The organism is Comamonas sp. lk, from assembly GCF_900564145.1.
Taxonomy (GTDB): Bacteria; Pseudomonadota; Gammaproteobacteria; order Burkholderiales; family Burkholderiaceae_C; genus Comamonas.
The window spans coordinates 2993278-3017713 of record NZ_UOOB01000001.1 but is presented as its reverse complement, the minus strand read 5'-3'; the positions used below and the strand labels follow the sequence as shown (position 1 = coordinate 3017713).

Sequence of the window (24436 nt, the reverse complement as noted above, 5' to 3'; positions counted from 1 at the left end):
CGTCTTACTCGGGCTGGCCCACGGTCAGGGCGATCTCGCCCACGCCTTCCACGCGGCCCGTGATCCGGTCGCCGGGCAGCACGGCGCCCACGCCTTCGGGCGTGCCGGTATAGATCAGATCACCGGGCTGGAGGTGATAGAACAGCGACAGGTCGGCAATGATTTCGCGGATGTTCCAGATCAGCTTGTTCACATCGGACTGCTGCTTGACTTCGCCGTTGACGGACAGCTCGATGGCGCCGGACTCAATCACCTGGCCGGGCATGGGCACTACGGCGGTGGCCACGGACGATTGCTCCACATCCTTGCCCAGATCCCAGGGCCGGCCCTTGTCGCGCGCCACCAGTTGCAGATCGCGGCGCGTCATATCCAGGCCGCAGGCATAGCCGTAGATGTATTCATGGGCTTCGCTTGCCGCAATGCGAAAGCCGGCTTTGCCTATGGCCACCACCAACTCCATCTCGAAGTGATAGTTTTTCGTCTCTGGCGGGTAGGCCACGGTGGCGCCGGATTCGGTCAGCGTCTGCGGGGCCTTGGTGAAGTAGAAGGGGCGCTCCACGCTCTTGTCCACGGGGCGGCCCATTTCCACCGCATGGGCGTGGTAGTTGCGGCCCACAAAGAACAGGCGGTTGATGGGCAGGCGTTGCTCGCTGCCTTGCACGGGCAGGGATTGAACCGGAGCGGGAGTCCAGAGATAGTTGCTTGGGGTCATGGGAGAAATTCCTGGTTGGTGATCGGTAAGAAGTGCTTGAAACCAGCGCCCTTCAAGAGTGGGACAGTCGGCAAGGGCCTGGGCGGCCCCGCCGCCCCGCAGCAAAGGCTGTCGTCCCCCTCTCAGGGGGAAGACGCGCAGCGGCTCAGGGGGTCTCTGCTCTATATGCGTGAACGGCTTCAAAAATGGGCGTGTCGGCAAAGCGGAACAGATCCAGCTGGGGTTGATCGGCATCGCAGCGGGCGGTGAAGGGCTGCCATGAGGGCACGACAAACATGTCGCCACGGCGCACCTGCCATTGCTTGTCGCCCACGGTGACCAGACCCTGGCCGTCAAAGACCTGGAACACGGCCGAACCCACTTCACGCTTGGGCTGGGTCGCTGCGCCGCTTTGAATGCGGTGCATTTCGCAGCGAATCGTGGGCAGCACATCGCGGCCGTTTGTCGGGTTGGTGTAGCGCACGGCGGCGTGGCCAGGGCTTACGGTGGCGGCATAGCCTTCGGCCTCCAGCGCCAGTTGCTCGCTCAGGGCGCGGTCCGTATCCACCCAGCGATAGGCCAGCAGCGGCGTGGCGGGCGTTGGCTCCAGATGCGCTACCGGGCGTAAGCCGGGGTGAGCCCACAGGCGCTCCGAGCGCGAAAACTGGGGCTGGACGCGCTCATGCGGCTCCAGCTGCAGGCGTCCGTGCTCGAAGAACTGCGACTCGGTGTAGTAAGCAAACGGAATGTCCAGGCCGTCAATCCAGGCCATGGGCTGACTGGCCGCATTGTGGTGGGCATGCCAGTTCCAACCGCCCTGGGGCAGAAAGTCGCCGCGCGACATGCGCACCGAGTCACCGTTGACCACGGTCCACACGCCTTCGCCTTCCACCACAAAGCGAAAAGCGTGCTGGCTGTGGCGGTGCTCGGGTGCATCTTCGCCGGGCATCAGATATTGAATCGCGGCCCAGAGCGTGGGCGTGGCAAACGGGCGCCCGCCCAGGGCCGGGTTGGCCAGGGCAATGGCGCGACGCTCGCCGCCCCGGCCCACGGGAACGATGCGGCCGGCCTCGTCGGCCAGCTTGAGCAGATGGTCCCAGCGCCACAAATGGGGCAAGGCCTGGCTTTTGGGGTGGGCGGGCATCAGGCCGCCGATTTCCGTCCACAGCGGCACCAGCATTTCCTGCTCGAAGCCGCGGTACAGCTGCTCGAGTGCGGGCGTGGGTTCGGGCTGGCCGGGGCCGGCCCCGGCCGACAGTTTGACGGGGGAAGGAGGTGTTGTTTCTGTATGGAGCATGGCGCTTGCTTTTTTTGGATGGACTCAGTCTTTGGCCAGGCAGGTTTCTGCCGTCCAGCCGTACAGCCATTCCATGGCGTCATAAAAACGCTCTGGCGACCGCCCCTTCCACAAATCGTTGCGCACCAGACGCTCCACTCCCTTGGCGTGGAAGATACGGCCCATCTCTCGCGCCGAAAGCACCACACGCGCCGTACGGGCAATGCGTGAGCGCTCATAAAGCTGTAGCGCTGCAGGCCAGTCGTGCTCGCAGTGCTTGAGGGCCCGGCCTAGTGTGACGGCGTCTTCGAGCGCCATGCAAGCGCCCTGGGCTATGTATTGCAGTGTGGGGTGGGCGGCATCGCCCAGCAAGGTTGTGCGGCCGAAAGTCCATTGGTCAATGGGTTCGCGGTCGGCCGTGGCCCAGCGTTTCCAGCTCTTGGGCAAGTCGATCAGCTGGCGTGCAAGCGGGCAGCAATCCTGGAAATAGCTTTGCACTTCTTCGCGGCTGCCTTCGCGCACGCCCCATTCCTCGGCCTCGCGGCTGTGAAAGGTGACGACCACGTTGTATTGCTCGCCGCCGCGCAGCGGGTAGTGCACAAGGTGGTAGTTGGGGCCGACCCAGATGCTGGCCGCATTCCAGCGCAGATCCTGGGGAAAGTCGTTTTTTTCGACCACGGCGCGGTACACCACATGGCCGGAAACGCGGGCTGCATCGCCAACATATTGCTGGCGCACCACGGATTTGACGCCGTCGGCGCCAATCAGTGCCTGGCCGACGTGGGCCACACCATGCTGGTCGTAGACGGTGACGGTTTCGCCGTTTTGCTCCACGCGCTCAATGCGTGTTCCCGTCAGGGTTTCGATATTGCCATGGGCCTGTGCACCCTCTAGCAGCGAGCGGTGAATGTCGGCGCGGTGAATCACGGCATAGGGATTGCCAAAGCGCTGGCGAAAGGCTGCGTCCGTGGGGATGCGTCCTACCAGGCGCTCGTCCAGTGCGTCGTGCATGACCATCTCGTCGGTATAGACGGCGCGGCTGCGGGCCAGCTCGCCAATGCCCAGCGCATCGAAGGCGGCAAAAGCATTGGGACCCAGCTGAATGCCGGCGCCGATTTCGCCCAGCTCGGGCGACTGCTCCAGCACCTTGACGGCATAGCCCAGACGGGCCAGCGACAGGGCTGCCGCCACGCCGCCAATGCCGCCGCCGGCCACCAGGACGGGAAGAGTTGATGAGCAAGGAGTCGTCATGGTTTCGCTTCTTTCTGGTGCCGCTTTCCACTCGGTGCTGATGCAAACCAGGCCCGTCTAGGTCTGCGTCATCGCCAAAAGCCGGGTGGCTAGTGGTCGCGGAAGATAAATAAACAGTGTGCTGACGATCAGTGTAGTTTTTATTTATCTCAAAAGTTTCTGGGGTAAACCCGGTGGTCGAATGCGCGGTCTGAATCGGCCCGAATTCATGAGAACATTCCTCTGCGCACCGCAGCCACACAGAACAAGACATGCAATACCAACCCGCAGAACTGGAAAACTATCCCGGCTATCACATACGCAGGCTGCAGCAGATCGCCGTGGCTGTCTTCATGGAGGAGGTCGAGGCCTTTGGCGTCACGCCCGTGCAATACGCGGCCATGTCGGCCGTGCTGCGTCAGCCGGGTGTGGATCAGCGCACGCTGGCGCGCAACATCGGTTTTGACACTTCCACCATTGGCAGCGTGATCGACCGGCTGGAAGTGCGTGGCCTGATGCTGCGCAATCCCAGCCCCACGGACAGGCGGGTGCGCCAGCTGACGCTGACGGATGAGGGCCGCGAATTGCTGCAGCAGGCCGAGCCTGCCGTGTTGCGCGCCCAGCGCCGCATGCTAGAGCCGCTACCCGATGACAAGCGTGCCCAGTTCATGGAGCTGATTGCGCTGCTGATCCATGAAAACGACGAGTTCGCTCGCGCCCCCAGTGCCGTGGCCGAGCGCAGCGCAGAAGGCAAGCGCACGGCGGCAGTCAAGGCCGTGAAGTCCTTGACGGGCAAGGCGTCTGGCGCCCGTGCCGGCAAGCTGGTCAAAGCGGCCAAAGCAGCCGTCGAGTAAGCCCGGCTCATGGACTGGGACCATCTGCGTTTTTTTGGCGAGCTGGCCCGCAACGGCAGCATGGCTGCTGCCGCGCGCCGCCTGGGCGTGGAACACACCACGGTGTCGCGCCGCATTCAGGCGCTGGAAAAGCAGCTGGGTGCCGTGCTGTTTGAACGCGCCGGCGGGCAGTGGCGACTGACGGAAGCCGGCCGCCAGCTGTTGACCGTGGCCGACAGCATGCAAAGCGCGGTCGATGGGCTGGAGCGCGGCCCGCTGGCGCTGGCCTCGCACAGCGAAGGCCCGGCCGGACTGGTGCGGGTGGGTGCTACCGAAGGCTTTGGCACGCAGTTGCTGGCCTCGGAGCTGGCGCGCCTGACTCAGCGCTACCCCATGCTCAGCATCGATTTGCTGGCGCTGCCGCGCATGCTGCATCTGTCGCGGCGCGAGGCCGACATCGTCATCTCGCTGGAGCGCCCCAAGCGCGGCTCGGTGGTGGTTACCAAGCTGGCCGACTACCGGCTTTATCTGTACGGACAGCGCGAATACCTGGCCCGCAAGCCCCTGGTGGCCAGGACCGAAGATCTGCGCCACCACAGCTTTGTGCACTATGTGGACGATATGTTGTTTACCCGCGAGCTGCAGCTGCTGGACACTTTGCACCAGCCCGAGCGTTTTGCCTTGCGCAGCACCAGCATTACCGCCCAATACGAGGCCGTCAGAGCCGGAGCAGGTCTGGCCGTGCTGCCAGCTTTTCTGGCCGACAAAGACCCGGTTCTGAGCCGCGTGCTGCCGGAGCAGGCCTGCTTCACCCGCACTTTCTGGATGAGCATGCCCGTGGAGTCGCGCCAGATTCCGCGCATTGCCGCCACCTGGAGCTTTCTGCGCGATACCGTGCAATCCATGCGCAGCCTGCTCTGTCCTTGAGATACGTTCAGGTCAGCAAGTGATTCGCGAAAAAATCAAAACCCCGGCAACGCAAGCGGCCGGGGTTTTCATTGAAAGCTGCCAAAGCGCAGACCCAGTGGCCGCTTTCAGCTATGTATTTCGATCAAGCGCTGGCTTGAACACCTTTGTTCGCAAACGTGGGGCCGGTGGTGCCGGGAATCCAGCCGGGATAGGTTTCCATCACTTCGGCAAACAAGGCGGAGTCTATCCAGCGTTGCAGCCAGTCCTGCAGATGCGGCCAGGGCTGCTCGTCCCACTGCGCCTGCTCGATGCGGGCGTACTGGCGTACAAAAGGGCGCAAAGCCATGTCGGCCAGGCTAGGGTGCAGACCAAACAGGTAACCGGTCTGATCGAGCTGGTCGTTGAGCTCGCTGAGCCAGATCAGTGCATCGGCCTGGGCCTGATTGACTTCCTCGGCGCTGTGGCGCTCGGGGTATTTGCAGCGATCCAGCGCTTTCTTGAAAAAACCGTCATTGCGCGCGATCAGCGACAGCATCTCGCTCAGCTCGCCTTGCGTGGGTGAGAGCCAGCCGTCGGGATCGTTGGCGGCAAGCGCATGCAGCATGATGTCTAGGCTTTGATCGATCACGGCTCCATCTGCACTCACCAGCACCGGCACCGTGCCTTTGGCCGATGCATCCAGCAGTGCCTGTGGCTTGTTTCTCAGATTGATCTCGCGCAACTCGCAGGCCATGGCCGAATGCGCCAGCGCCAAACGGGCACGAATCGCATAAGGACAGCGGCGAAAGGAATACAGCACAGGCAGCGAAGAGGGTGAGGACAAGGAATCAGACATGAACAGCAGAGAAAAGTGCGATGCAGCGTTGAAGGCTTTGCGTGCGCTTGGATGAGTTTGGGAATGGAGCAGCCCACAGCCTAACCCATGTCTCATGCCGTCAGGGCGTGATCGCCTATAGATCGCCTATAGCCAAAGCCAGCGGCTTTGCGGGCCTGGAAACGAGCCAAAGCGAATACCAAAGTGCGTGAAGGCCAAACTCGCGAGGCTAAAGGGGTGCAAGGGATTCTGAAAGACACAGTGCTATTTGTTGTGACCGTACAGCGCATCAGCGGCCACGCCATCCGGGTGCGGGCCATGCGGCAAGCACAGGTCCATACCGCTGATAGGCTCTGCAGCCTGCGAGCGTTCGAGGGCCTGGCAACCGGTCTTGCTAAAAATTATGTGCGATTGCACAATTTTGTCGAACTTCGAAATTCATAGCGAAAAGTCGTTGTACAATTCGATCCATCGTAGGGGAGTCGCCAAGCTGGTTAAGGCACCGGATTTTGATTCCGGCATGCGAAGGTTCGAATCCTTCTTCCCCTGCCAAGATATAAAAACCTGTTCACGCAAGTGAACAGGTTTTTTGTTTTGTGCCTTTTGTGTTGCGCTTTGCATTGCCTTTTTCCCGCTTGGTTTGTCATACGCCATCCGCGGGTCCATCCATTGCGCGGATTCGATCTGGTGAAATTCGCATTCGCCGGGCGCAGGCAATAGATATCTGCAAATCCTGCATGTCTAGATTCGCCTTGCTTCGTGATGCCGCGCTGTTTTCTCTGACGTTTTTGCGGTGCTCAGTTGCAGTGCTTCGGTATTGATAGCTGCCTGCGCTTAACTGTGCTGCATCTGAGGCCTGTTTGATACTTCGTCGAGTGGACGTGACGGTTTGTTTCGAGTCGGACAGGCTTTTGTCCATGGCCGCGGGCGATTTGAGGCAGGTGGCAGAGGCCAGATTGGCTTTTTGCCTAAGTGTTACTACGGATACGTCAATAAATGTCGTTAAATTTCTTGCGAAATGATTCGATGATTGCGTCGAATCGTCAAAACAAAGAAATTTCACCTGCAAACTGCTTATAGACTGGCTCTCTTTTGTTCGACTTACTTTCGATAATTGTTCGATTTAAGTCGAAGTTGATCCGAACCCAGCAGGAGCGGCGTATGCCCAGCAAATCTTCGATTCTCCAGACCGTGGCCCTGGCTGCCAGCCTGTGTGTTGGCACGGCTGCCGTGGCCCAGGAATCTTCCATGGCCCGTGTCGAGCGTACCAAGACGCTGCGCGTGGGGGTGATTTCGGGTGCCACGCCTTATTTCCACAAAGATCTGGTGTCGCAAAAATGGGAAGGCTTTGGTCCTGACTTCGCCACCAGTCTGGCCCAGAAGCTGGGCGCCAAGGTGGAGCTGGTGGAAACCACCTGGGGCAATTCGGTAATGGATCTGCAGACCAACAAGATCGACGTGATGTTCGGCATGGGCCCGACGCCCGCGCGCCGTGAAATGGTGGATTTCTCGGAGATGCTGTTCAACAACACGCTCACAGCGGTCTGCAAAAAAGGCTACGGCCCCGTCAAGACCTGGGAGCAGTTGAACGATCCCAAGGTCAAGATCGTGGTGGACGTGGGATCCAACCAGGATCAGTTCGCTACCAAGACTTTGCCCAAGGCCAATATTGCACGCCTGGAAAGCTCGGGCGCGGCCTCCATGGCCGTGCAGACCGGCCGTGCCGATTGCCAGATTCTGATGGTGTTGCTGGCCCAGCCGCTGCTGGCCAAGCGCCCCGATGTGGGTGCCATGTTTGTGCCCGAGCCCGTGGCCACCTCATCCACCCATATCGGCCTGCCCAAGAGCAGCAACAAGGATTTTGAAAAAGCCGTGAATACCTGGCTGCTGGATGTGCGCGCCAAGGGCGAGGTGCAGTCGGTGATCGTCAAGAACATGGAAAAGCTGGCCGGCGTCAAGCCCGAGAGCTTTCCCAAGCAAGTCAAGTTCTAAGCTCTGACCCATAGATTCCGACTGGGACTTGCCCGGTCCCTGCTGCGGCTGCCATGCAAGGCAGCCGCAAGTCGTTCAGGAGTAGCAATGTACGAATGGGATTTTTCCCTGTTGTGGAAGTATCGGACCCTGTTCATCCAGGGCATAGGCTATACGCTGCTGTTCACCGCCATCTGTGTGGCGGGTGGGCTGGCCGTGGGCCTGGTCGCGGGTCTGGGGCGGCTGTCGCGCCATAAATGGATCACCTTGCCGCTGCGTGCGTTTGTGGAAGTGTTCCGTTGCACGCCGGTGCTGGTGCAACTGGTGTGGTTTTACTACGCGCTGCCGGTGCTCACCGGCATCGAGATGTCGGCCCCGGTGGCGGCTGCGCTGTGCCTGTCGCTGTACGGCGGGGCCTTCTATTCCGAAATCATTCGCGGCGGCGTGATCTCCATCGATGCGGGCCAGACCGAGGCCGCTCAGGCCATTGGCATGACGCAGTTTCAGCTGATGCGCCGCATCATCTTGCCGCAGGCCTTCAAGCGCATGGTGCCGCCGCTGATGAGCCAGTCCATCATGCAGCTCAAGAATACTTCGCTGCTGTCTGTGCTGGCCGTGCCCGATCTGCTGTATCAGGGCCAGGTGATTGCGCATGACACCTACCGTCCGCTGGAGGTCTATACCTTCATCGCCGTGGCTTATTTCGTGATTCTGCTGCCGGCCACCATGTGGGCCAAGCGCATAGAGCAAAACAGCTCTCAAGCCAAGGAGGCATAAGCGATGACTGCTCCTGTAATTGAGATTAAGAATCTCAAAAAATCCTTTGGCGATCTGGCCGTTCTGAAAGATATTTCGCTGACGGTGGAGCGCGGCTCCGTCGTGGCGCTGATCGGCCCCTCGGGCTCGGGAAAATCCACGCTGCTGCGCTGCGTCAATCTGCTGACCGTGCCCGATGGCGGCGATATCCGCGTGGGTGAGCAATCCATCACCTTCAGCGGCAAAAACACGGCACTGCCGCGCGACAAGGTGCTGGCCGGCTACAGAGCCCGCACCGGCATGGTGTTTCAGCATTTCAATCTGTTCCCCCACATGACGGTGCTGCAAAACGTCATGGAAGGGCCGGTGACGGTGCTCAGGAAAAACCGGCACGAAGCCGAGGCCAAGGCACGCGAGCTACTGGCCAAGGTGGGTTTGGCAGACCGTGCCGATATGGTTCCTGACAGAATGTCTGGCGGCCAGAAGCAGCGCGTGGCGATTGCACGGGCTTTGGCCATGGAGCCTTCCGTCATGTTGTTTGACGAAGCGACCTCGGCGTTGGACCCCGAACTGGTGGCCGAAGTGCTAGGTGTCATCAAATCGTTGGCCAAGGAAGGTATGACCATGATTTTGGTCACGCACGAAATAGCTTTTGCCCGCGAAGTGGCGGACAAGGTGATCTTCATGCGCGATGGCGTGGTGGTGGAGTCAGGGCCGCCCTCGCAGGTGATAGACGATCCGCAGCAGGAGGCGACACGCAGCTTTCTGGGCCGGATTCTGGGTAGCAGCCATGCGCCGGCTCGGGCGTAGAGGTGTAGCGCATGAATGAGAGCAAGAACAGCATCAGGTACGGCAGCAGCAAGCTTTGCGCGTACCACAGCATGAAGAGAATGGGGTAAGCATGGAATACCGTTTGGACGAAACCGACCGTCAGCTGCTGCGCCTGCTGCAGACCAATGCGCGCGCCTCGACCGCGCATCTGGCGCGGCAGATGAATTTGGCGCGCACCACCGTGGTGGCGCGCATTGCCAAGCTGGAGCAGGAAGGCGTGATTGCCGGCTATGGCGTGCGTCTGGGCTCGCGGCTGGAACAATCGGCCGTGCGCGCCTACTGCGGCATCCGCGTGCAGCCCAAGACGGCAACCTCCGTCATGCAGGCGCTTAACCGCTTTACCGAGGTGGAGGAAGTCTCGGCCGTCAGCGGCCAGTACGATTACATGGTGTTTGTGCGTTGCGAAAGCAATGAAAAGCTCGATGCCTTGCTGGATCGCATTGGCCTGATCGACGGCATTCAGCAGACCTATACCTCGGTGGTACTGAGCCGCAAGATCGACCGCCGCACCACGGCCGAGGTGGTGGCAGACAATCAGGCTGGCTGAGAATCGGGCGTCCGCTTCAGAACAAACACCCGTCAGCGATAGGCTGCTCGGGTGTTTTTGCTATTTATACAATAGCTGTCTGCGCTTGATTACATTGGACGAGAGGCCGACTTGACCTCAAGCTCACTGTTCTGAATGCCTTACAGGAAGCGGCTGGCACGGAAAGGGTAGGGGTCCAGCGGCAGCTGCGCATCGCCCAGCATGCGGGCGGCCAGCAGGGCGGCGGTTCCCGGTCCGGTGCTAAAGCCTATGTGCTGGTGGCCAAACGCCAGCCACAGGCCGGGGCGGCCCGGCATTTCGTCGATCACCGGGCGGCTGTCGGGCAGGGTGGGGCGGCGGCCCATCCACAGTGGCTGCTCCAGGCGCTGGCCCAGGGGCAGGGCCTGGCGGGCGGCGGCTTCGGCCTGCTCCAGCTGCTGTGGCTTCATGGGCGCATCGCAGGCATTGAGCTCCACGCCGGTGGACAGGCGCAGGCCCTGCTCCATGGGCGAGAGCACATAGCCGCCTGCCGTGTCATATATAGGGCGCTGCAGGCGGGCGGAGGTGTCGCCCGCTGCGTAATGCATGTGGTAGCCGCGCTCAAAGCCCATGGGCACATCAATGCCCAGGCCGGCCAGGAACTGGCTGCTCCAGGGTCCCAGGGCGACCACGACGCGGTCGTATTCACGGGTTCCGTCGCCGTCCACCACGGACCAGCGACCCGTCACGCTTTGGCGCACGGTGCGCAACTCGGTGGTCTTGAGCGCGCCACCACGGGCCACAAAGGCCTGGGCATAGGCCTTGACCACGGCACCGGGGCTGTTGACGGAGTAGCTGTCCTTGATCCACAGGGCCTTGGCAAACACCGGCGCGAGCACCGGCTCCAGATCGCTGATGGCTGGCGCATCCAGCGTTTGTGTGGCAATGCCAAACTGCTCCATGGTCTCGCGACCCAGCTGCGCGCCAGGGGCGTCAAACGCTTGCAGGCTGCGGTAGAGGAACATCCAGCCGTTGTCGCGCAGCCGGCTCAGTTCGTTGACTTCGCCCAGCAGGCGTTTGTGCTCTGCGGTGGACAGGCTGATCAGAGCGTCCAGCGCGGCCGTGGTTTCGGCAAACACGCTGTGGCGTGCATTGCCGACAAAGCCCATGGCCCAGCGCAGATTGGCGGCGACAAAGGCCGGGTTGTAGCGAAAGCCTGTGCCCTGGTTCTTGAGCAGCCCCGGCAGATTGCCCCACAGCTTGGGGTGGTTGAAAGGCATGAGCGAGCTGCGCGCAATCACGCCGGCGTTGCCGTACGAGGTTTCCAGGCCGGGAGCACGCCGGTCCAGCAGCGTTACCGCCAAACCACGGCGCTGCAACTCCAAGGCGGTTGCCACGCCCACCATGCCGGCGCCCAGCACGGCCACTGTTTTTTGTGTCATGAGAATACACGCGCCAGCCCTAGGCCGGCTGGCGCATCAAAAGTCCAGATTGCGTTCCGCAGCGGCATGGCAAGGTGGCATGCCGCAGGGGGTAGACGGTATTGTCGGCGCGAACCGGTAGGGCTTTTTGCAACATTCGCATCCAGCTGAACGCGGAGCGAAAAAAAGAGAGCCGACGGCTCTCTTGGGCTTAAAGCGCGGGCGGCAATCAGTCCACAACCACCTTGGGCTGGCCTTGCTGCATATGGCCGATGACGGCGGCCTCGGCAAAGCCCTGGGCGGCAAAAAGCTGCAGCACCTGCTCGGCCACCTCGGGTGCGCAGGAGACCAGCAGGCCGCCCGAAGTCTGAGGGTCGGTCAGCAAAGCGCGCTGTGCATCGGTGACCGAGGCCGCCAGTTCGATCTGCTCACCATATGAGGCCCAGTTGCGAGCCGAGGCGCCGGTGATGACGCCTTGCTCTGCAAAGCCTTGCACCGTGGGCAGCACCGGCAGCTTGGCGCTGTCGATGCGGGCCGTGAGGCCGGCGCCGCGTGCCAGCTCCAGGCCGTGGCCCAGCAGGCCAAAGCCGGTCACGTCGGTCAGCGCATGCACGCCGTCGAGCTTGGACAGATCGGCCCCGGGGCGGTTGAGCTGGGTGGTGGCCTTGACCATGGCGGCATAGCCGGCATCGTCGAGCAGGTTCTTTTTGAGCGCGGCCGACAGAATGCCCACGCCCAGCGGCTTGCCCAGAATCAGCACATCACCGGCCTTGGCGTCGGCATTGCGCTTCATGTGCTTGGGGTTGACGATGCCAATGCCCACCAGGCCGTAAATTGGCTCTACCGAATCAATGGAGTGGCCGCCGGCCAGGGGAATGCCGGCATCGCGGCAAACGGACTCGCCGCCTTCCAGGATCTTGGCGATCACATCATGGGGCAGCACATTGATGGGCATGCCCACAATGGCCAGTGCCATCAGCGGCGTGCCGCCCATGGCATAGATATCGGACAGTGCATTGGTGGCGGCAATGCGGCCAAAGTCGAACGGGTCGTCCACGATGGGCATGAAGAAATCGGTCGTCGCCACAATCGCCTGCTCGTCGTTGATCTGATAGACAGCGGCATCGTCGGCAGTTTCCGTTCCCACCAATAGGTTGGGGAAGAACTGCTTGGGCAGATTGCTTTTGGCCAGCAGTTCGGACAGCACGCCGGGCGCGATCTTGCAGCCGCAACCGCCGCCGTGGGATAGGGAGGTGAGTCGGGGAACTTGAGGGGTATCTGTGGTCATGGATGGAGTCTGACTGGCAATGGGGGCAAGCTGGCCTGCGATTGACGCGGGGCGGTCCGGTTGGACATATGTTGCATTATCGGCAGCCCGCACATTCCCTGTACTTTAGTGCGAGGCCGCTGCGGGCTGCCAAAGCAAGGTTTACACCTCTACCGCTAAAGATGTGAAAAAATGTACAAGATTCGGAGGCGGAGCCGGATAGCAAGCTTTCGCCGTCCTGTCTCTCAAGTCCTGTGCCTGCTGTTTTCATGGAGTCCTTGTTGTCACCGTTGTTGTCATATTGCAAGCCAGGTCGATGCCATGGAGCGCAGCCTCTTCGCCGCAACAGCGGCTGGGCTTGCCTGCTCGTGGCCTGTCTGGCCTGGTCGGCCACGGCGGCCCGCTCGGAAACGGCGGCCCAAGAGCATGTACAGGCGGTGACGCGCACGGTGATCGGCATTCTGGGCTATACGCGCTGGCCGGCAGAAAATGCCGTGCTGCACCTGTGTGTGGTCGGGACCACGGAATATGCGGGCGGACTGATGCAAAGCTCCGGCCAGGCGGTTGGCGGCCAGCGCCTCGAAGTCAGGCGTGTGGATCTGGAGCAACTGAAAACCTCTGATTGCGACGGCATTTATGCCGGTGAGATGAGCGAGCCGCAGTGGCGCAGCCTGCTCAAGCAGGAGGCCGGGCGCTCTCTGCTGACGGTCAGCGAGCGCAGCGCTCTGTGCCGCATCGGTGCCATGTTCTGCCTGCGGCGCCTGGGCGAAGGACCGGGTTTCGAGGTCAATCTGGACTCGGTAGCCCGCAGCGGCCTGCGCATCAGCCCCAAGGTGCTGCAGCTGGCCCGGTCGAAAGCGGCGCCATGAGTTTTCCCATGCGTGGCGGCAATGCCTCATTGCATGCGGTGATACGCCGCGCCCATCTGCGCATGGCGGGCATGGCCATCGCCTTGGCCGGCGCGCTGCTGCTGCTGGTCGGGGTGGTGGTGCTGCGCTTTTATCTGCTCAACAACCTGCAACTGATGGCTCGCTCCCTGGCCTATACGGTAGAGGCTTCCCTGGTCTTCAACGACCGCGATGAGGCCGGCCAGATGCTGGAGCAGCTGCTGCGCGGCGAGGATGTGGCGCGAGCCCAGGTGTTCGACGCGCAAGGGCAGGTCTTTGTGCACTGGTCGTCCGGCAAGTCCGCTACGGGTGGCGTCGGCGAGGTGCTGGCTGCCGTCATCGGGATAGAGCCCGGGAAGGCGGAAGTCAGCCAGGACGGCAAGCCCATCGGGCATGTGTTGCTCTACAGCGACGGGGCCGGTTTTGTGCACTTTCTCTATGCCGGCCTGGCCGTGCTGGCCTTGTGCCTGGGCATCAGCGGCTATGTGGGCATGCGGCAGTCGCGGCGCATGATGGCCGATATTGCTGAGCCGCTGCAGCAGCTGGCCAGGGTGGCACGCGCGGTGCGGCGCGATCGTTCCATGGATCAGCGCGTGCCTCCGGCCCGTATTGCCGAGCTGCACGAACTGGGCGATGACTTCAACGCACTGCTGTCCGAGCTGCAGATGCGCCACGAGCGACTGCAGCAGCAGAACTCGGTGCTGGAACTGCAGGCTTTGCGCGATGGTTTGACGGGCTTGGCGAACCGTGTCTATTTCGAGCAGCGTCTGCAGCAGGCTTTGCGCGATGCGCAAGATGCCGGGCACAAGCTGGCCGTGCTGTTTTTGGACAACGACCGTTTCAAGCATGTCAACGACGTTCACGGCCATGCCGCGGGCGATGCCTTGCTCAAGGCCGTGGCGGACAGGTTGCAGTCGCTGGTGCGTGAATCGGACATGGTCGCCCGCTTGGGCGGCGATGAGTTCTCCATCCTGCTGTACCCGGTGGGCGGCGTGGCGGATGCCCAGTTCGTGGCGAACAAGATCCAGGAAGCGATGCGGGACCCTGTGATCACCGGCAGCGGTGTGCTGCTGAATCCTTCGGTCAGCGTAGGCATAGCCGTCTTTCCGCAACACGGCCAGGACATGGAGTCATTGATGGACTACGCAGACCAGGCCATGTACGAAGCCAAGCTCGCGCGTCGTGCCGAGCGCTCTTTACTCGAGGAATGAATATGCAATGGAATCAGAAGATGGGGCTTGGGCAGCGCATTGGTGCCTGGGGTTCAAGCCTGGCGTTGGCCTTGATGCTGGCCGCATGCCAGACGCCGCCACAGCCCAAAGGGCTGACGGTGCAGCAGCAGCAGGTGCTGCGTGCACAGGGCTTCGAGCAGATGGACCAGGGCTGGGAGCTGCAGATGCCGGGCAAGCTGCTGTTTGAATTCGACTCTTCCGAAGTCGGGTCCGCGGCCCGCGTCAAGGTGACGGAGCTTGCACAGGCATTGATGAAAGAAGGCATAGATCGCCTGCGCGTGGAAGGCCATACGGACGACAGAGGCAGCGATGCCTACAACCTCAAGCTATCGGCGCGCCGGGCGCAGGTTGTGGCCGATGTACTGATGGAAGCCGGTATGCCCAAGCAGAACATCGAGGTCAAGGGACTGGGCAGTGCTTCGCCGCTGATGACGGGCAACGCCGCAGAAAATCGCCGCGTGGCGATTGTGGTGCCCTTGCTTTAAGCGTTGGCTTGGTGGCGGGCACCAGCATCCACTGAAACTTTGTCCAATGAGGTGTTGGCGAGGGGGTTTCTTGTTTGAAGGGCGCTGTGGACGCGGGTCATTGCTGACCACCCTTTGTCAAGGCCGTGACATTTCGCCTAGCCTGAATGTCGATTTCCACTGGGTGGATTCGAGCATCACGTTTACTCTTTGAAGGAGCTCTTCATGGTCGAGATCAGCAAGGTAAAAGGGCCTGCCTCCTATTTCCCATCCATCGAGAAGACTTACGCCCAGCCCATAGCGTATTGGATGGACATTCTTCAGGCGGCGGGACCGCTCAAGCACATGGAACTCGTCAACTGCCTGAAAACTCAGCATCAAATGGGACATGGGCATGCAAATGCCTTGGTAGCCGCATTCCTCGCAAAGAAGTAGCGGCTTAAGTAGCCTAGCGGAAACCTTCGCCAGTCACTGCCTGGCGGTCATGCAGCACAAGAGTATGGCCCGCGAGGCTGTCGCGTTGAAGCTCTGAGCTCCCACTAGCCTACGTCCTATCGCGTAGGTATCGTGCCCATGCGCGGCATGCGCTACCTCATGAGCAAGTCACAAGGGAGCTTAATGAGGCAATCAAGTGTCTTCTCTGGCACTGAGGGGCCATGGCAAGCGGTACTTCTCTGCTCAGGGAAGTCGTTTGTCGCATCACTGCCGTAGCCGGCAATGGGTTGCATGGAGCTGCGGTGCTCAGTCTGCATATCGCTTCAGAATCAGTGAAGCGTTCACGCCACCAAAACCGAATCCATTGAGCATGGCGTGCTCTATTGCATGAGATCGCGCTTTTCCTTTGATCAGGTCAAGCCCATCTGCCAATGGATCCGGGCTTTCCAGGTTGAGCACCGGCGGAGCGATCTGGTCGCGCAAGGCCAGTACTGTGAAGATGGCAGCTGCACCACCGGCTGCCCCCAACATATGGCCCACGGCGGATTTGGTGGCCGTGATGGAGGGGCCATGGCCGCTGCCAAATACTTGGCGAATGGCTGCCAGCTCACCTCTATCGCCGACCAAAGTAGACGTTGCGTGAGCATTCAGGTGCTGGATATCACCGGCTTGCAGATTCGCATGGCGCAAGGCGATGCGCATGGAGCGTGCGGCGCCGGATCCATCTTCGGGCCCAGAGGTGACATGGTGGGCATCGGCCGAGGTGCCATAACCCACCAGCTCTGCCAGCGGCCTGGCCCCACGCGCCAAGGCATGCTCTAGCGATTCAAGCACCAGCAGGCCCGCACCTTCAGCCATGACAAAACCGTCGCGCGCCAGATCGAAGGGCCGGGACGCTTTGGCCGGATCGCCGTTGAAGTGGGTCGTCACAGCTTTGGCTGCCGCAAAGCTGCCCAGTGCCACCCGGTCAATCGTGGCTTCGCTGCCGCCGCAGAGCGCCATATCCGCTTCATCATTGCGAATCAAACGCGCCGCATCGCCGATGGCTTGAATGCTGGCTGCGCAAGCCGTGACCGGAGCACCCAAGGGGCCTTTGAGCTGATGCTTGATCGATACCTGCCCGGCAGCCAAATTGGCCAGAAAGGCCGGAACCGTGAAAGGAGACAGGCGCTGAGGCCCCTTGCTGTCGGTGGTGCGCACTGCTTCTGTGATGGTGCTGAAACCGCCCACACCGGAGCCGATGATGGTAGCCGCACGCTCTTGCTCTTCGGCGCTTGGATGAAGCCACTGTGCATGTGCCAGTGCCTGGTCTGCGGCACCCAGGGCAAATGCGATGAAGCGATCCATGCGGCGCAGCTCTTTTGGCGATATGACGGCCTCTGCATGCCATCCTGCTTGCGGGTCTTCCTCCAGGCCAGGGACCCGTCCGGCGATCGACACACCTGTGCCTTCACCCACATCGGCATTGAGGCTGCGCACCCCGGACTGGCCGGCTAGCAGGCGCTGCCAGGCCAGTTCCACATTGCACCCAAGAGGGGACACCAAGCCCAAACCGGTGATGACTACGCGTCGACCCATGCTGCACCTTTCGTTTGTCACATCCAGACTTCGCTAGAAGCTGAATGCAACTTTATTGATGATGATTGCAATCATAAATGAGTTTTGATGACGGCTATCATCTAACACATGAAAGTCAGCAAAGCACAGGCCGCAGAAAATCGCGAAGGAATCGTGGACGCCGCTGCGCGCCTTTATCGGGAAAAAGGCCTGGACGGTGTGGGCGTGGCAGAGATCACCCGCGATGCCGGTTTGACGCATGGTGGTCTGTATCGACATTTCGAGTCCAAAGATGCGCTTGCACGCGAGGCCTGCCTGCGCGCATTTGAGTGGACGATCACGCCGCTGGACGAACTGGCGCCGCATGCAGCGGACGCAGCTTCTTCAACCAGATTTCACGCCATGGTGCACAGCTATCTTTCGGCAGACCACCGCGACCACCCTGGCGAAGGCTGCCCAGCTGCCGCATTGGCCGCAGATGCCGCGCGCGCCGGGCCGGAAATGTCCGAAGTTTTTGCACAAGGAGTGGAGCGCAATATCCAGCGTTTCATGGGCGTGCTGCAAGGTGATGATGCAGCCAAGCGAACGCAGACCATCGTGACCCTCAGCAGCATGGTGGGCGCATTGGTGCTCGCTCGAGCCACTGCCGCAGGCAACCCGGCGCTGTCTGAAGAAATCCTGGCCACTTTGCGTCAGCAGTTGGCGCCATCTGCGCCCGACCAGCCGGCCTAGGCTTGCATCGGTGTTGACCTGCAAATATGGCGGATAGACGCGATTTGCATGAACTCTCATGCCGTGACCGATGCTGGACTTTGCAGTTTTGAATGCAAGCCAAAACCTTTGCCCTACCGGGCGCAGGAATGAAAAAAGTCCCGTGAGGGGCTTTTTTGGATGGCTATCACCGTAATTCTGGCGGAAAGCAGCTGGAGTCGAACCAACCCGGGAGCGGCTGACGCCCCCCACCGGGTTTGAAGCCCGGCCGCACCACCGGGCACGATTGCCTTCCTTGTGTGCAAGAGCCGCAAGCGCAACTCTTGTAGAAGAGGTGCTGATTGTAGCCAGCATTGCCGCCGCCACGGTGCAATCGCCGCTTGGCCCAGTGCTGCAGTCTTCTATCAGTTTGATAGTGGGCTGCACAAGCGGTGATTGCGCGTCAGGGCTTTTAGCTGAATTTCCACTGCACATCGGGGCGCAGCATATGGGCGTCGCGCACGCGGCGGGTATAGCCTATGCGGTCGAAGAATTCCAGAATCTGAATGGCTCGCTTGCGTCCCAGGTCGGTGGCGTCGCGAAAGGCGCGGGCCTGGATTTCGCCATGGGGCGCAGCGGCCGCCAGTTCGGCCAGAGTGGCGGTGAGCTCGTCCATGCGACCGCTGGCATAGAACAGGTCTTTGACCACCTGAAACAGCAGGCCCTGGCGCGAGAGTTTCTTGAGCAACTGGCGCACCACTTCTTCGCCCGTGCTGTGATCGCGCGCCAGATCGCGCACCCAGGGCGGGTCGTAGCGGCCGGCCTCAATCGCTGGCAGCAGTTTCTGGGCCAGGGCTTGCTCGGCACTGCTGAGCCGCACACTGTGCTCGGGCAGATGCAGCCAGGCGCCACTGCTGGCTAGCTGCTTGTCTTGCAGCAAGGCCGAGAGCAGGCCCTGGTAGAGCGCATCGTGGCTGGCCTGCTGCAGGCCGGGCAAGGCCATGCGGCGCAGGCGGGAGGCGTTGACGCCGGGTTCGTCCGGCGATTTTGCGTGAAAGCGCGCAAGCGCCTGCAGCAGCTGGGCTTGCAAGATCTGCCAGCGACCCTCAGTCAGCACCATGGCATCGCCATTGGTCATGGGCAAAGAGATGGTGCCCGCCACCGGTTGCTGCTTGTCCAGTGCATGGCCGCTCAAACGCTGCAGTTGGGAGCGTGGTATGCCGTGCGGGGCCTGGGCAATCAGCGCGGCAAAGTCGCCGGAGAGAATCAGCTGCTCCAGCGCATCCAGATAGGCCATGCGCTCAGGGCTGCGGCGCTTGCGGGCCGGGGCGCAGGGGTCCAGCACCATGCCGCCGGCGATGGTGCGACTGGCCTGGGCATTGCGCAAGATCAGGCGGTCGCCGGGGACGGTGAACACAGGCGTATCCAGCACCAGTTGCACCCGGGCTTCGGTGCCGGGCTCGATGGCCGCATCCTGCAGCAAGGCCACGTGGCCCGTGGTGCGCTTGGTACCCAGATGCACATGGACCGGCGTCCACTGCGCCATGGCCGGGGCTTCGGCCAGCAGATGCAAATGAATGTCGATGCGCTCGGTGGCCTGCTGCAGCTGCCCGTCCAGGATCCAGTCGCCGCGCGTGATGTCTTCCTTGGCGATGCCCGCCAGATTCAGGGCGCAGCGCTGGCCGGCCGCGCCGGATTCGCTGGCCTGGTTTTGTGCATGGATGCTGCGCACCCGCACCGTCTGGCCCGTGGCCGAATGCAGCAGCTGATCGCCTACGGCGACTTTGCCGCTGAAGACGGTGCCGGTGACCACCGTGCCTTGACCGGCCAGCGTGAAGGCTCTATCGATCGCCAGGCGAAACAGACCGTGCTGCGCGCGTGCCGGCATGGCTTGGGCCTGCAGATCCAGATGCTGGCGCAGCGCCCAGACGCCGGGATCATTGGGCAGGGCGGCCGCGGTTTCAAACACCGGAGCGTGGGCCAGCGCGGTGACGCCGAGTATGGCGGCTATCTCCGTGCGTACCTCGTCAATGCGCTCGCGGGCCACGCGGTCCACCTTGGTCAGCGCCACCGTGCCCTGAGTGACACCCAGCAGCTGCAGGATTTCAAGGTGCTCAATGGTCTGGGGCATGATGCCGTCATCGGCGGCGATGACCAGCAGCGCATGGTCAATGCCCACGGCGCCGGCGGCCATGGTGTGCACGAATTTTTCGTGACCGGGCACGTCGATGATGCCCAGCACATCGCCATTGGCCAGAGGCGCATAGGCGTAGCCCAGCTCGATGGAGATGCCGCGCGCTTTTTCTTCCTTGAGTCGGTCGGTCTCCACGCCGGTCAGGGCGCGCACCAGCGTGGTTTTGCCGTGGTCGATGTGGCCGGCGGTGCCGATGATCATGCGAATGTTTTCCCTGCCCGCAAGGGCTGTACGGTCAAAAAATCAGGCCAAATTGGCATGTAACGGTTATCGGTTAAGCGCTGATAGCTATCAAATAAAGAGCCAAGACTTGACGAGCAAATGGCTCAGCTGTGCAGTGAATTGCGCCTGCATACCGTCTTCCAGGCAGCGCAGATCCAGCCACAGGGCGTCATCGTGCAGGCGGCCTATCACCGGGCGGGGCAGGGCGCGAAAACGCGCTTCCAGCTGGGTCAGCTGGCGACCGGCCTGCTTGCCGCTGGTCGGGTAGATTTTCAGGCCATGGCTGGGCAGGCTCTCCACCGGCAAGGCGCCGCTGCCGATCTGGCTGGTCATGGCTGCGGCCTCCACCACATAGGCCTCGCCCAGGGCAGCTTGCAGCGGTGCCAGCAGGCTTTGGGCCTGGGCCTGCATCTCGCCGGCCTGGCGGGTGAACAGGCGCAACGTGGTCAGCTGCCGGGCCAGGGTTTCGGGGTTGAGGTACAGGCGCAGCGTGGGCTCCAGTGCGGCCAGCGTGATCTTGCCCACGCGCAGTGCGCGCTTGAGCGGATTTTTCTTGATCTGGGCAATCAGCGTCTTCTTGCCGACGATGATGCCGGCCTGCGGGCCGCCCAGCAGCTTGTCGCCGCTGAAGGTCACGATGTCGGCGCCCGATTCCACCGTCTCGCGCACCGTGACTTCATAGGGCAGGCCCCAGTCGCGCATGTCGATCAGCGTGCCGCTGCCCAGGTCCACGATCATGGGCAGTTCGTTCTCATGGGCGATGCGCGCCACATCGGCATCGCTGACGGCCTTGGTAAAGCCGGTGATGGCGTAATTGCTGCAGTGCACCTTCATCAGCGCGGCCGTGTGCTCGCCAATCGCGCCCAGATAGTCTTTTTCGTGGGTGCGGTTGGTGGTGCCCACTTCCACCAGTCGGGCCCCGGCCCGGGTCATCACATCGGGAATGCGAAAAGCACCGCCGATTTCCACCAGCTCGCCGCGCGAGACCACCACTCCCTTGCCCATGGCCAGGGTGGACAGCACCAGCAGCACGGCAGCGGCGTTGTTGTTGACGATGGTGGCGGCCTCGGCGCCCGTCAGTTCGCAGACCAGGGCTTCCACCAGATCATCGCGGTCGCCACGGCTGCCGTCTTCCAGGTCGTATTCGAGATTGGCGGCCGAAGTCATGGCCTCCACCACCGCATCCACCGCAGCCTGCGGCAGCAGGGCGCGGCCCAGATTGGTGTGCAGCACCGTGCCCGTGAGATTGAAGACGGGGCGCAGCCTGGGGGCAAAGCGCTGCTCCAGCCGCTGCTGAACGCTCTGCACCATGTCGTTCATATCCACCCACAGCGGCACACCCGGGGCTTCATCACTGCCCAGCAACTGGCGGCGCAGACCGGCCAGCACCGTGCGCACGGCTTCGGTACAGGCATCCAGGCCGTAGCTGTCGCGCAGCGTCTGCATGGCAGGGGTCAGCAAGACCTTGTCCACGGCAGGCAGCTGGGAAGGATGGGTGACTTCAGGCTTTTCTGGTGTTGGCGCTTGTGTGGCGTGCATGAGGTGCTGCAAAAATGAAAGTGGTTTCAGAGTGCGGGCCAATGGAAAAGGGCGCTGGGATCTGCCAGGCGCCCTTGATTGTGAACCGGCGCCTGTCTTAAACGCAGGGATCGATCAGCGTATGGTCCAGATCACCGTCTTGTTCCTGGGCCACGGCCACGAACAGCAGGGGATTGGGGCTGGCGCGCTGGAACTGGGTCTCGCTCATCAGCAAATCCAGCATCAGCGTGGCCAGATCGTCGGCCAGCGGGTCGACCATATGGTCTTTTTCCTGGTTGACGATCTTGCGGTAGCTGCCGCATTCGCTGCAGGTCTCGGCCAGCACGGCTTCTCCCAGACCGTCAACGCCCTGGTAGTGGATGCCCTTGGTCGATTCGCAGTGCGAGCACTTGACGCGCACCATCTGCCATTCACAGGCGCAGGTGCCGCAGTGCAGATAGCGGTGACCGGCAGCCTTGCCGCCGATGCGCGTCACGCTGGCCACAGGTTCGCTGGCGCAGATGGGGCAGATGCTGGCGGGCTCGGTATAGGGTATGTCGCGCACGGCGATGCCGGCCGCACGCAGCGTGAACGTGACTTGCAGCGCGGCCATGATGAAGGGCGCCATGCCCACATGGCGGGCAGCCACTTCCTTTTGCAGCAGCTTTTGGGCAATATCATCGCGCTCTGCGCTGCCCATGGCGCGCAGTTCCTGGATCAGCGGTTGCAGCGGCGGGGGCAGACCCTGGCCTTGCTCGCTGCCTTGCAGCGTATCGAGCATGGCGTCCAGCACGCCGTGCCAGGCCGGGTCGATGTTCTCTAGCGCCGGCAGCAAGGGCATGGAGTGTTCTTGGGCGCGCGCCATGAGAGCGGCATCGGGCTCTGCCAGCGTGGTGCTGGCCACGGCCTGGTTCTGGGCGTCCATGATTTGCGCCACGAACAGCAGGTAGTCGGCAATCGGGTTGCCATTGGCCAGCTGGCGCAGGCGTGCGGCGCGTTCGGCAAACAGGCTGCTCGCTTGTGGCAAAAGAATGCGCGGGAAGCTGGTGTGATCCAGCGTTTCGATTTCGCCAGGTTGAAGAATGCGTTGCATTGACAGGGTTTCCAAATGAAGCAGCCGCCGAGCGCCGGTAAACGCTTGGCGGCTGGGTTGTTAGGGGACGGGACTAAAGGTCTTAGTCGTTGTCACCCGTCATCTTGCGGTACCAGCCGCGGTGGTGTTGCTTGGCCCAGGCACGGGTCACTGTGCCATAGAGCATGGCGCGAATCGTGCCCCGGGTCCAGATGGCCGCATACACGTGCATGACGATCAGGCCGATCATCCACACGGCGGCAATGGCGTGCACCACCGAAGCGGCGCGCACCACGTCGACGGGCAAGGTCCACCAGGCGCGCCACATCAGAAAGCCCGTGATCACGATCAGCAGCATGCCGATCACCAGGCCCCAGAACAACAGCTTCTGACCGCCGTTGTACTTGCCTTGTTCGGGCATGTCGTGGTCGTCGCCGTCGATCATCTTGTTGACGTTCTTGAGCCATTCGATGTCGCGCGGCTCAACGATGTTGAGCTTGGCGAAGCGGCAGGCCATGATGACGAAGAACGCGCCCATGACGACCCCGATATAGGGGTGCAGGATGCGGGTCCAGGGACCGCCACCGAACAGATTGGTCAACCAGAAGAAGGCCGGGTGAAAGAACGCCAGACCGGACAGGGCCAGCAAGATGAAGCAAATGCCTACCACCCAGTGGTTGGCGCGCTCCGATGCGTTGTAGCGCACGAGGTCGCGAGGATTGCGTTTCATTTGCCAGACTCCTTATTCAGCGCTTCGGCATCCTTGCGCTCCATTTCATCCTCAAGGTCCTTGGACACGTCGTTCGGTCCCTTGGTGATGTAGTGGAACAGGCTGCCCACTGCGGCCGCGCCCAGAGCTGCCATGGCCAGAGGCTTGGCAACACCCTTCCACAGAGAGACCATGGGGCTGATCTTGGGATCGTCCGGCAGGCCCTTGTACAGCGATGGCTTGTCCGCGTGATGCAGCACGTACATCACATGGGTGCCGCCCACGCCTTGGGGGTCGTACAGGCCGGCCTTGTCGAAGCCGCGCTCCTTGAGGTCCACCACGCGGTGCGCGGCCTGTTCCTTCATGGCTTCCTTGGTGCCAAACATGATGGCGCCGGTGGGGCAAGTCTTGACGCAGGCAGGTTCCTTGCCCACGGCAACCCGGTCGGAACACAGGGTGCACTTGTACGCCTTGTGGTCCTTCTTGGAGATGCGCGGAACATTGAACGGGCAGCCGGTCACGCAGTAGCCGCAGCCAACGCACTGGTCCTGCTGGAAGTCCACGATGCCGTTGGCGTACTGGATGATGGCGCCGGGAGACGGGCAGGCCTTGAGGCAGCCCGGGTCTTCGCAGTGCATGCAGCCGTCCTTGCGGATCAGCCACTCCAGATTGCCGGTCGCTTCGTTTTCGTACTCGGTAAAGCGCATGACGGTCCACGAGTCCGCCGTCAGATCGGTCGGGTTGTCGTAGACGCCAGCGGCAGCCGTACCGATTTCGTCGCGAAGGTCGTTCCACTCCATGCACGCTGTCTGGCAAGCCTTGCAGCCTATGCATTTGGAGACGTCGATCAGCTTGGCGACTTCACCCGCGTGCGCACCGCGTACGCTGGGGGAAGGCGTCGTCGTGGCCGAACGGCGCTTGATATCTAAAGACATGGTTGATGACATCAGCT

23 protein-coding genes and 2 tRNA genes are annotated in these 24436 nt (G+C 62.0%); 12 read left to right on the top strand and 13 right to left on the bottom strand.

The features are described 5' to 3' along the window. Positions 1–4: 4 nt before the first annotated feature. The 3 genes from EAO39_RS13685 to EAO39_RS13675 all read right to left on the bottom strand — a co-directional run bounded on the left by EAO39_RS13685 (position 5) and on the right by EAO39_RS13675 (position 3218). Positions 5–712, bottom strand: a complete 708-nt coding sequence (locus EAO39_RS13685; RefSeq protein ID WP_120968211.1) for a fumarylacetoacetate hydrolase family protein — start codon at positions 710–712, stop codon at positions 5–7. Positions 713–857: 145 nt separating this feature from the next. Then, on the bottom strand, positions 858–1988 hold the full coding sequence (locus EAO39_RS13680) for a cupin domain-containing protein (protein WP_120968209.1): 1131 nt from the start codon (positions 1986–1988) through the stop codon (positions 858–860). Between the two features lie 24 nt (positions 1989–2012). Continuing rightward, positions 2013–3218: a 3-hydroxybenzoate 6-monooxygenase gene (locus EAO39_RS13675; protein WP_120968207.1), complete on the bottom strand. Its 1206-nt coding sequence runs from the start codon at positions 3216–3218 to the stop codon at positions 2013–2015. A 251-nt stretch (positions 3219–3469) separates the two neighbouring features. On the opposite strand from EAO39_RS13675, the gene EAO39_RS13670 reads away from it, so the two are divergent. Both EAO39_RS13670 and EAO39_RS13665 read left to right on the top strand, forming a co-directional pair. After that, complete coding sequence (locus EAO39_RS13670; protein ID WP_120968205.1) at positions 3470–4051, top strand: MarR family transcriptional regulator; 582 nt, start codon at positions 3470–3472, stop codon at positions 4049–4051. 9 nt (positions 4052–4060) lie between these two features. Continuing rightward, entirely contained in the window at positions 4061–4957 is an 897-nt protein-coding gene (locus EAO39_RS13665; RefSeq protein ID WP_120968203.1) for a LysR family transcriptional regulator, read from the top strand. A gap of 124 nt (positions 4958–5081) precedes the next feature. Here EAO39_RS13665 and EAO39_RS13660 read toward each other — a convergent pair whose 3' ends face one another. Continuing rightward, the gene (locus EAO39_RS13660; RefSeq protein WP_120968201.1) at positions 5082–5774 is read right to left on the bottom strand and encodes a glutathione S-transferase; all 693 of its coding nucleotides are present in this window, start codon (positions 5772–5774) and stop codon (positions 5082–5084) included. Positions 5775–6228: 454 nt separating this feature from the next. Here EAO39_RS13660 and EAO39_RS13655 point away from each other — a divergent pair. From EAO39_RS13655 to EAO39_RS13635, 5 genes are all read left to right on the top strand, one after another. After that, positions 6229–6305, top strand: a tRNA-Gln gene (locus EAO39_RS13655). Between the two features lie 609 nt (positions 6306–6914). Further along, positions 6915–7745 carry a transporter substrate-binding domain-containing protein gene (locus tag EAO39_RS13650; protein WP_120968199.1) on the top strand — a complete coding sequence of 277 codons (831 nt, stop codon included), beginning with the start codon at positions 6915–6917 and terminating at the stop codon, positions 7743–7745. A gap of 87 nt (positions 7746–7832) precedes the next feature. Beyond that, positions 7833–8501 (top strand): amino acid ABC transporter permease, encoded by a 669-nt coding sequence (locus tag EAO39_RS13645; RefSeq protein ID WP_120968197.1) that lies wholly within the window; start codon positions 7833–7835, stop codon positions 8499–8501. Positions 8502–8504: 3 nt separating this feature from the next. Next, on the top strand, positions 8505–9290 hold the full coding sequence (locus tag EAO39_RS13640; RefSeq protein WP_120968195.1) for an amino acid ABC transporter ATP-binding protein: 786 nt from the start codon (positions 8505–8507) through the stop codon (positions 9288–9290). A gap of 91 nt (positions 9291–9381) precedes the next feature. Continuing rightward, complete coding sequence (locus EAO39_RS13635; protein ID WP_120968193.1) at positions 9382–9858, top strand: Lrp/AsnC family transcriptional regulator; 477 nt, start codon at positions 9382–9384, stop codon at positions 9856–9858. Between the two features lie 140 nt (positions 9859–9998). Here EAO39_RS13635 and EAO39_RS13630 read toward each other — a convergent pair whose 3' ends face one another. Beyond that, positions 9999–11258, bottom strand: a complete 1260-nt coding sequence (locus EAO39_RS13630) for an FAD-binding oxidoreductase (protein WP_120968191.1) — start codon at positions 11256–11258, stop codon at positions 9999–10001. Positions 11259–11466: 208 nt separating this feature from the next. After that, complete coding sequence (selD, locus tag EAO39_RS13625) at positions 11467–12525, bottom strand: selenide, water dikinase SelD (protein WP_120968189.1); 1059 nt, start codon at positions 12523–12525, stop codon at positions 11467–11469. Between the two features lie 347 nt (positions 12526–12872). Here selD and EAO39_RS13620 point away from each other — a divergent pair, with 347 nt between their 5' ends. The 4 genes from EAO39_RS13620 to EAO39_RS13605 all read left to right on the top strand — a co-directional run bounded on the left by EAO39_RS13620 (position 12873) and on the right by EAO39_RS13605 (position 15522). Then, positions 12873–13373, top strand: coding sequence for a YfiR family protein (locus EAO39_RS13620; protein ID WP_240466999.1), 501 nt, complete (start codon positions 12873–12875; stop codon positions 13371–13373). Next, complete coding sequence (locus tag EAO39_RS13615; protein WP_240466998.1) at positions 13370–14602, top strand: diguanylate cyclase; 1233 nt, start codon at positions 13370–13372, stop codon at positions 14600–14602. Before EAO39_RS13620 ends, EAO39_RS13615 begins: the two co-directional genes overlap by 4 nt. Positions 14603–14604: 2 nt before the next feature. Continuing rightward, entirely contained in the window at positions 14605–15108 is a 504-nt protein-coding gene (locus tag EAO39_RS13610; protein WP_240466997.1) for an OmpA family protein, read from the top strand. Positions 15109–15312: 204 nt separating this feature from the next. Beyond that, the gene (locus EAO39_RS13605) at positions 15313–15522 is read left to right on the top strand and encodes a DUF4287 domain-containing protein (protein ID WP_120968185.1); all 210 of its coding nucleotides are present in this window, start codon (positions 15313–15315) and stop codon (positions 15520–15522) included. Positions 15523–15828: 306 nt separating this feature from the next. Here EAO39_RS13605 and fabF read toward each other — a convergent pair whose 3' ends face one another. Next, the gene (gene fabF, locus EAO39_RS13595) at positions 15829–17100 is read right to left on the bottom strand and encodes a beta-ketoacyl-ACP synthase II (protein WP_120968183.1); all 1272 of its coding nucleotides are present in this window, start codon (positions 17098–17100) and stop codon (positions 15829–15831) included. Between the two features lie 108 nt (positions 17101–17208). On the opposite strand from fabF, the gene EAO39_RS13590 reads away from it, so the two are divergent. Continuing rightward, on the top strand, positions 17209–17811 hold the full coding sequence (locus EAO39_RS13590; protein ID WP_120968181.1) for a TetR/AcrR family transcriptional regulator: 603 nt from the start codon (positions 17209–17211) through the stop codon (positions 17809–17811). Between the two features lie 178 nt (positions 17812–17989). Here the strand turns inward: EAO39_RS13590 and EAO39_RS22625 are convergent. The 6 genes from EAO39_RS22625 to fdxH form a co-directional block, all read right to left on the bottom strand. After that, positions 17990–18085: transfer RNA gene (locus tag EAO39_RS22625), tRNA-Sec, on the bottom strand. 156 nt (positions 18086–18241) lie between these two features. Next, entirely contained in the window at positions 18242–20164 is a 1923-nt protein-coding gene (gene selB / locus EAO39_RS13585) for a selenocysteine-specific translation elongation factor (protein WP_120968179.1), read from the bottom strand. Positions 20165–20254: 90 nt separating this feature from the next. Further along, a complete protein-coding gene (selA, locus tag EAO39_RS13580; RefSeq protein ID WP_120968176.1) occupies positions 20255–21724 on the bottom strand; it encodes an L-seryl-tRNA(Sec) selenium transferase in 1470 nt (489 codons plus the stop codon). Positions 21725–21821: 97 nt separating this feature from the next. After that, entirely contained in the window at positions 21822–22796 is a 975-nt protein-coding gene (gene fdhE, locus EAO39_RS13575; RefSeq protein WP_120968174.1) for a formate dehydrogenase accessory protein FdhE, read from the bottom strand. Between the two features lie 82 nt (positions 22797–22878). Next, a complete protein-coding gene (locus EAO39_RS13570; protein ID WP_120968172.1) occupies positions 22879–23505 on the bottom strand; it encodes a formate dehydrogenase subunit gamma in 627 nt (208 codons plus the stop codon). Further along, positions 23502–24431: a formate dehydrogenase subunit beta gene (gene fdxH / locus EAO39_RS13565; protein WP_120968170.1), complete on the bottom strand. Its 930-nt coding sequence runs from the start codon at positions 24429–24431 to the stop codon at positions 23502–23504. The genes EAO39_RS13570 and fdxH overlap by 4 nt, the downstream gene beginning before the upstream one ends. Between the last annotated feature and the right edge of the window lie 5 nt (positions 24432–24436).

Coding starts and splice junctions, on each gene's coding strand:
- EAO39_RS13685 (WP_120968211.1), bottom strand. CDS start 712: ATGACCCCAAGCAACTATCTCTGGACTCCCGCTCCGGTTCAATCCCTG.
- EAO39_RS13680 (WP_120968209.1), bottom strand. CDS start 1,988: ATGCTCCATACAGAAACAACACCTCCTTCCCCCGTCAAACTGTCGGCC.
- EAO39_RS13675 (WP_120968207.1), bottom strand. CDS start 3,218: ATGACGACTCCTTGCTCATCAACTCTTCCCGTCCTGGTGGCCGGCGGC.
- EAO39_RS13670 (WP_120968205.1), top strand. CDS start 3,470: ATGCAATACCAACCCGCAGAACTGGAAAACTATCCCGGCTATCACATA.
- EAO39_RS13665 (WP_120968203.1), top strand. CDS start 4,061: ATGGACTGGGACCATCTGCGTTTTTTTGGCGAGCTGGCCCGCAACGGC.
- EAO39_RS13660 (WP_120968201.1), bottom strand. CDS start 5,774: ATGTCTGATTCCTTGTCCTCACCCTCTTCGCTGCCTGTGCTGTATTCC.
- EAO39_RS13650 (WP_120968199.1), top strand. CDS start 6,915: ATGCCCAGCAAATCTTCGATTCTCCAGACCGTGGCCCTGGCTGCCAGC.
- EAO39_RS13645 (WP_120968197.1), top strand. CDS start 7,833: ATGTACGAATGGGATTTTTCCCTGTTGTGGAAGTATCGGACCCTGTTC.
- EAO39_RS13640 (WP_120968195.1), top strand. CDS start 8,505: ATGACTGCTCCTGTAATTGAGATTAAGAATCTCAAAAAATCCTTTGGC.
- EAO39_RS13635 (WP_120968193.1), top strand. CDS start 9,382: ATGGAATACCGTTTGGACGAAACCGACCGTCAGCTGCTGCGCCTGCTG.
- EAO39_RS13630 (WP_120968191.1), bottom strand. CDS start 11,258: ATGACACAAAAAACAGTGGCCGTGCTGGGCGCCGGCATGGTGGGCGTG.
- selD (WP_120968189.1), bottom strand. CDS start 12,525: ATGACCACAGATACCCCTCAAGTTCCCCGACTCACCTCCCTATCCCAC.
- EAO39_RS13615 (WP_240466998.1), top strand. CDS start 13,370: ATGAGTTTTCCCATGCGTGGCGGCAATGCCTCATTGCATGCGGTGATA.
- EAO39_RS13610 (WP_240466997.1), top strand. CDS start 14,605: ATGCAATGGAATCAGAAGATGGGGCTTGGGCAGCGCATTGGTGCCTGG.
- EAO39_RS13605 (WP_120968185.1), top strand. CDS start 15,313: ATGGTCGAGATCAGCAAGGTAAAAGGGCCTGCCTCCTATTTCCCATCC.
- fabF (WP_120968183.1), bottom strand. CDS start 17,100: ATGGGTCGACGCGTAGTCATCACCGGTTTGGGCTTGGTGTCCCCTCTT.
- EAO39_RS13590 (WP_120968181.1), top strand. CDS start 17,209: ATGAAAGTCAGCAAAGCACAGGCCGCAGAAAATCGCGAAGGAATCGTG.
- selB (WP_120968179.1), bottom strand. CDS start 20,164: ATGATCATCGGCACCGCCGGCCACATCGACCACGGCAAAACCACGCTG.
- selA (WP_120968176.1), bottom strand. CDS start 21,724: ATGCACGCCACACAAGCGCCAACACCAGAAAAGCCTGAAGTCACCCAT.
- fdhE (WP_120968174.1), bottom strand. CDS start 22,796: ATGCAACGCATTCTTCAACCTGGCGAAATCGAAACGCTGGATCACACC.
- EAO39_RS13570 (WP_120968172.1), bottom strand. CDS start 23,505: ATGAAACGCAATCCTCGCGACCTCGTGCGCTACAACGCATCGGAGCGC.
- fdxH (WP_120968170.1), bottom strand. CDS start 24,431: ATGTCATCAACCATGTCTTTAGATATCAAGCGCCGTTCGGCCACGACG.